Genomic DNA, 4,506 nt, shown 5'->3' on the forward strand with positions numbered 1-4,506 from the left:
TGTTGGCGAAGCCCCAGCCCTTGCCGCTGCTATCGCTGGTGCTGGACTCGGTGTTGTGCGCCACGTCGAACACGATGTCCTTGATGGCCAGCAGCAGGGCGTCACCTTCGGCCGAGAGCTGGGCGCCCTGGCTGGTGATGGAGCCGCCGTTGGCGATCAGGGTCATGTCGCCGCCCGCGCTCAGCTGGGCCACGCGGGCGTCGCTGGTGGAGTGGGTCTGGTTGCCACTGGAGCGCTGGCTGCCGACGGTGACCACCACCGCGGTGGTGGCCGCGCGCACGCCCGAGGCGGTGCCCTCGGCGTTGCGGGTGATGTCGCCCATGATCGAGCCACTGTCGGCCATGCCGTCGGTGGTGGAGTCGCGGGCGCTGCGGTAGGCCTTGGTCGGGTCGTAGGTGACACGCATGGAGAAGCCGCGGCCTTGGCGTAGACGTAAACAACGGTCCGCGCAGTCACCGAAATGCCTCTGCCTATTTCAGCAGGCGTGGAGACTCAATCCGCTTAAGAGCAGCAAGAAGCGAGCCAAGTAATTGTCAGAACAGTACTTGCACTGTCAGAGTGCTCCAACATCCATCTCGCCAATCCATCATCACCTCTCGGAACCGCTACAAGCCCTCGGGATGCATCCCAAAGGGCTGTCTGCAGAGATTTATTCGCCCTGATTGCTCCGCGTTACGATCGAGTGGCGTCGCTGGGACTAATGGGTTCTTGAGCATTCTCCGCATGCTGTTTCAGCCGAAATTTTACATTGGATCCCGCTTGATCTCACGGATTTGGGATTTGCTTGAATCGACCCACTTCGGCCACCTGAGGTCTTACGCACTACAGACTGGAAAAAGAGCCACGTCGGTCACTGGAACGCCATAGGACTCAAAGATCTGCTCTAGCTCACGAGAGAGTCGGCAGTTGCGCTCCTGCACTGCCAAGCCAGAGCTCGCCCTTCTGGACGAGATCTCAATACATTCCTCCAACACATGCGCGCGAGCAATTGCGTCTTCTGCAGTTTCAAAATTTCGGTCAGGGTATGCCCCAGGTGAAGTGATGGCGTGCTGGCGCAGGCCCTTCGCGAGCATCAGCGCAGCCTCCTGATTGAGCAAGCCATGCGATGCGAGCAGTTCAACGCACTTGACAGTGCCAATGACGTAAGTGCCGACCCACACCTTGGCAATGTCCCAGCTTTCAACACTGCCTGTACTTGGATCAGACTTGGACATTTGCTTGAAGTAGGCTTCCCGACTCAAGTTCGCCAATCCTTCGCCATACGGATGGAGACTGACCAGCTCAGACCTGACACACCTGTAGAGCATGTCCACGGCTACTTGCCAGTCCAACTTGGCGTCACCGCTCTCCATCAGGAATATCTGTGCGGAGTAGTCTTCAAGGGCGATTATTTGCAAAGTTTCATTCACAAACCCTGCGATTTCAGCCTTCATGGAGTCGGACCTTAGTCGATTGCATCTGCGGCGCCACGAGCGGGGAACTTGAATTTGGCGACCTTCTTTCCGGTCGTCGCCAGAATCGTAGCACTCTTAACCTCTACAGTTGCGGTTGTTGGGAGACTTCCGGTTGAGGACCCTGCAGGGCGGTACGTGATGTTGGTTCCATCGCTAGCCTCGCCAATCCAGCAACCTGGACAGTTGTTGCCGAACATTCTCTCTCCCTTTGCAATTTCTGCCGGAGTGGGTCCACGGCCCAGAATACTGAGCGCGAACTCTTCGGCCGAAGCAGTCGGAGTCACTGTAGACGGCATGGTCCTTGGAGTTCCCGGCCCTCCGATCTCGCGGCCTGGAAGAACGCCCGATCGAATGTTTCGTGCGGCGTCCTGCGCCGTTAGCTTCGGTAGTCCATCGCCTAGAATCTCTTCCGGGAGCAGCGTGGCCGGTGGGCCACTCTCACTGGTGACTACACTTCGTGTTGGAATCAGCGAAGGCTTGAGCGTTGCACCGGCGGCGGCCCCGACCTGTGTCAGGGCATACATGAACTCTGCCACTTCCGGGGATATATTTTCCGACTGGAACAGCTGCGCGCCGAAGGTCGCAGTTGGCTTTCCCTTGATGAGGGTGTTAACGCCAGCGGCGGCGTTATCGTATCCACTAGCAATCGTGTATCCGGCAGCTACGCAGCCAATGCCCGTTTCACAGGTTGACAGTAGCAGAACTCCACCCGCAGCCTGGAGGCTTCCACCTAAAGCTTGGAGACCGCCCAGCGCTCGCGTACCAGCCTGGTTCCTGGAACTCCAATCGAAATACGGATCCAGGAGGTCGTATTCAAACAGCTTGGTGTTTACGGCCATGCCATTGCCCGCGGTGTAGACGTATCCCGGCAGTACCTGGACTTGCAACCATTCGCGGTCCTCTCGCGCGGCCGGGGTGGATCCCATTGCCTCGATCGCCGCCCATTGAGCTCGCTCTGCGCTGCCTTCCGGGAATCCGGCTGAACACTTGATCAGTGCACATGCCGCTGCTGTTAGTTCAGCCTCCCTGGCTGTGTCTCCGTTACTCATATCCTTGATCCGAGCCAGTTCTTCGGCTCTCAGAAGGCGATTGTTCTCAACCGAGTTGCCCGCAATGGCAGCTCCCCGCGCTGCTCCAACGAGCCCTTGCGCAGCCGCGGCACCCGCGAGCGATCCCACTGCCTGCGACAATGCCAGAATGCTCTGCTTCTGCTGTTCGTCCAACTTGTCAGGCTCGGTACCGTAGAGGGCATCGGCAAGATACTTGGCGGCCAGCTCACCCCCTGCAGCCGCCAACGCACCATTGGCCGCCGCTCCTCCATTAGCCTCAGCCAGCAGTGCCCCCAGCAACGCATGCGAGATCAACTGCATCGTGGCGTTCGGATCCTTCCCATGATTGGGGTCAAACTTGCTGCCAATGAACTCGGCTGCGTACGGTGCCAGCGCATTGGCTGCCACCTGCCCGCTGCCCTGCCCGGCAACACTGCCGACGATGGCCGTTGTCACTGCTTCCAGTGCGCGACCATAGTCCCCTCCGGTGCCCCACTTCTTGGCATCGTTGTAGGCGGCGCTATGCTCAGACAGGAAGGCCTCCTTGCCGGCGTTGTCCATGCCCGAGTACCTGGCATAGGCCTGCGGATCTCGCTCCTCCAGGTCCGAAAGGTAGGCGATTGCCGCTTGCTCGCTCTTGTAGGCAAAGACGTCCCCGGCAATCTGTTTGCTGGTCGACACCACCGTGCCCATCGCAGACGACATCGCCTGCTGCTCCAGTACCAGCTTCTGAAGATCCGGCAAGGTGCTGATAGCCTCATGCGCCTTGCTGGCGTCGGTGTTCACACCCAGCTCGGCGGCGGTGACCTTCTTTCCACCGATGGTGATATTGCCTTCGGTCAGGGTTGCGTAGGTGGTGGAGCTATCGCTGCCGCTTTCGGTCGCGGGTACACCGCCGTTGAAGCCGGCGTAGTTGGGCCTGCCGAGTTCGCCGTTGGCGACACTGTTCTTGATGGAAGACAGCTGCTGGCCGGCACCATCCCTCTGCCCTGTGCCGTCATCTGACGAACCGAACCCCCCGCTGATGCTGGCCGAGCTGGCTCTGTAGTCCATCTCGTTCTTGAGGTCGGTGAAGGTGAAGGTCTCCGCACTCAGCTCACTGTTGGCGGCGTTGGTACTGGCGATGGCGCCACCCACCAGATTCACGTCCCCCGCGTCGACGTGGTACCCACCGTCACCTGCGAACAGGCCCGACTGCTGGCCCACGCCCTTATAACTTCCATTGGCTTTGCTGGCGCTTGCGTTGCCGCTTACGTCCCATGCGTTACCCACTGCGACTTGGACGCGCCCGCCCACTTGGCTGTCCTTGGACATGCTTTCTGCGATGTCCTGCAGCGATTCGATGGTGAGCGTGCCGCCGGTCTTGACGTCGATCCGGTCTGCGGTAGCGGTGGCACCGCGCAGCGTCGTGTCGCCCTCGGCCTTGAGCGAGATGTTCTGGCCGGTCAGCGTGGTGTTCTGCCAGGTACTGCTGTCCGAGTTGGACTTGCTGCTGCCAGAGCTGGCTTCGGCGTAGACGTAGTAGCCCGTCTGCGCACCCACCATGATACCTACGCCCACTTCGGCACCGGCGTTGTTGCTCTTGCTCTTGTCCTGCAGGTGCGCCTTTCCGGCTTCAAGCAGTATGTCCCGCGCCGAGTCCAGCGCGACCGTGTTGCCGGCGCTCAGTGCGCCTTGGACGATATGGATGTCGCCGCTGGTGCTGGTCAGGTTGACGTTGCCGCCGCCCTGGATGGTGGAGCCGCGCGAGACAGTGCTACTGCCTTCGGCGCTGCTGCTCGAGGACTTGAAGCCGATGCCGGCCTCGGCTTGGAACAGCAGCCCGCTGCCATAGCCGTCGCCGGCCTTGGCCGCGATGGCGCTTGCAGCCTGGTACGCACTTGCACCGGCCGCCATGCCCTGCATCGCCTGCAGTCGCCCGTCCGACTGGCGGGCGGCGTCGACATTGTTGATCAGATCGATGAACGGCGATTTGACCCGCGCGAACACACCAATCTTCAGGT

General features: G+C 60.6%; 3 protein-coding genes. All 3 read right to left on the reverse strand.

The features are described from left to right. The coding region (locus tag C2U58_RS19680; RefSeq protein ID WP_146033507.1) for a hemagglutinin repeat-containing protein at window positions 1-406 on the reverse strand (406 nt) is incomplete at its 3' end. A 409-nt stretch (window positions 407-815) separates the two neighbouring features. Then, window positions 816-1,433, reverse strand: coding sequence for a hypothetical protein (locus C2U58_RS19685; RefSeq protein WP_102947328.1), 618 nt, complete (start codon window positions 1,431-1,433; stop codon window positions 816-818). A gap of 11 nt (window positions 1,434-1,444) precedes the next feature. Beyond that, the coding region (locus C2U58_RS19690) for a hemagglutinin repeat-containing protein (RefSeq protein WP_172448201.1) at window positions 1,445-4,506 on the reverse strand (3,062 nt) is incomplete at its 5' end.

Origin of the sequence: Stenotrophomonas sp. VV52 (genome assembly GCF_002893095.1) — a bacterium.
GTDB classification, from domain to species: domain Bacteria; phylum Pseudomonadota; class Gammaproteobacteria; order Xanthomonadales; family Xanthomonadaceae; genus Stenotrophomonas; species Stenotrophomonas aracearum.

What these genes read in the sequence shown, in the direction of transcription:
- C2U58_RS19685 (WP_102947328.1), bottom strand. Translation starts at nt 1,433, where the DNA reads ATGAAGGCTGAAATCGCAGGGTTTGTGAATGAAACTTTGCAAATAATC.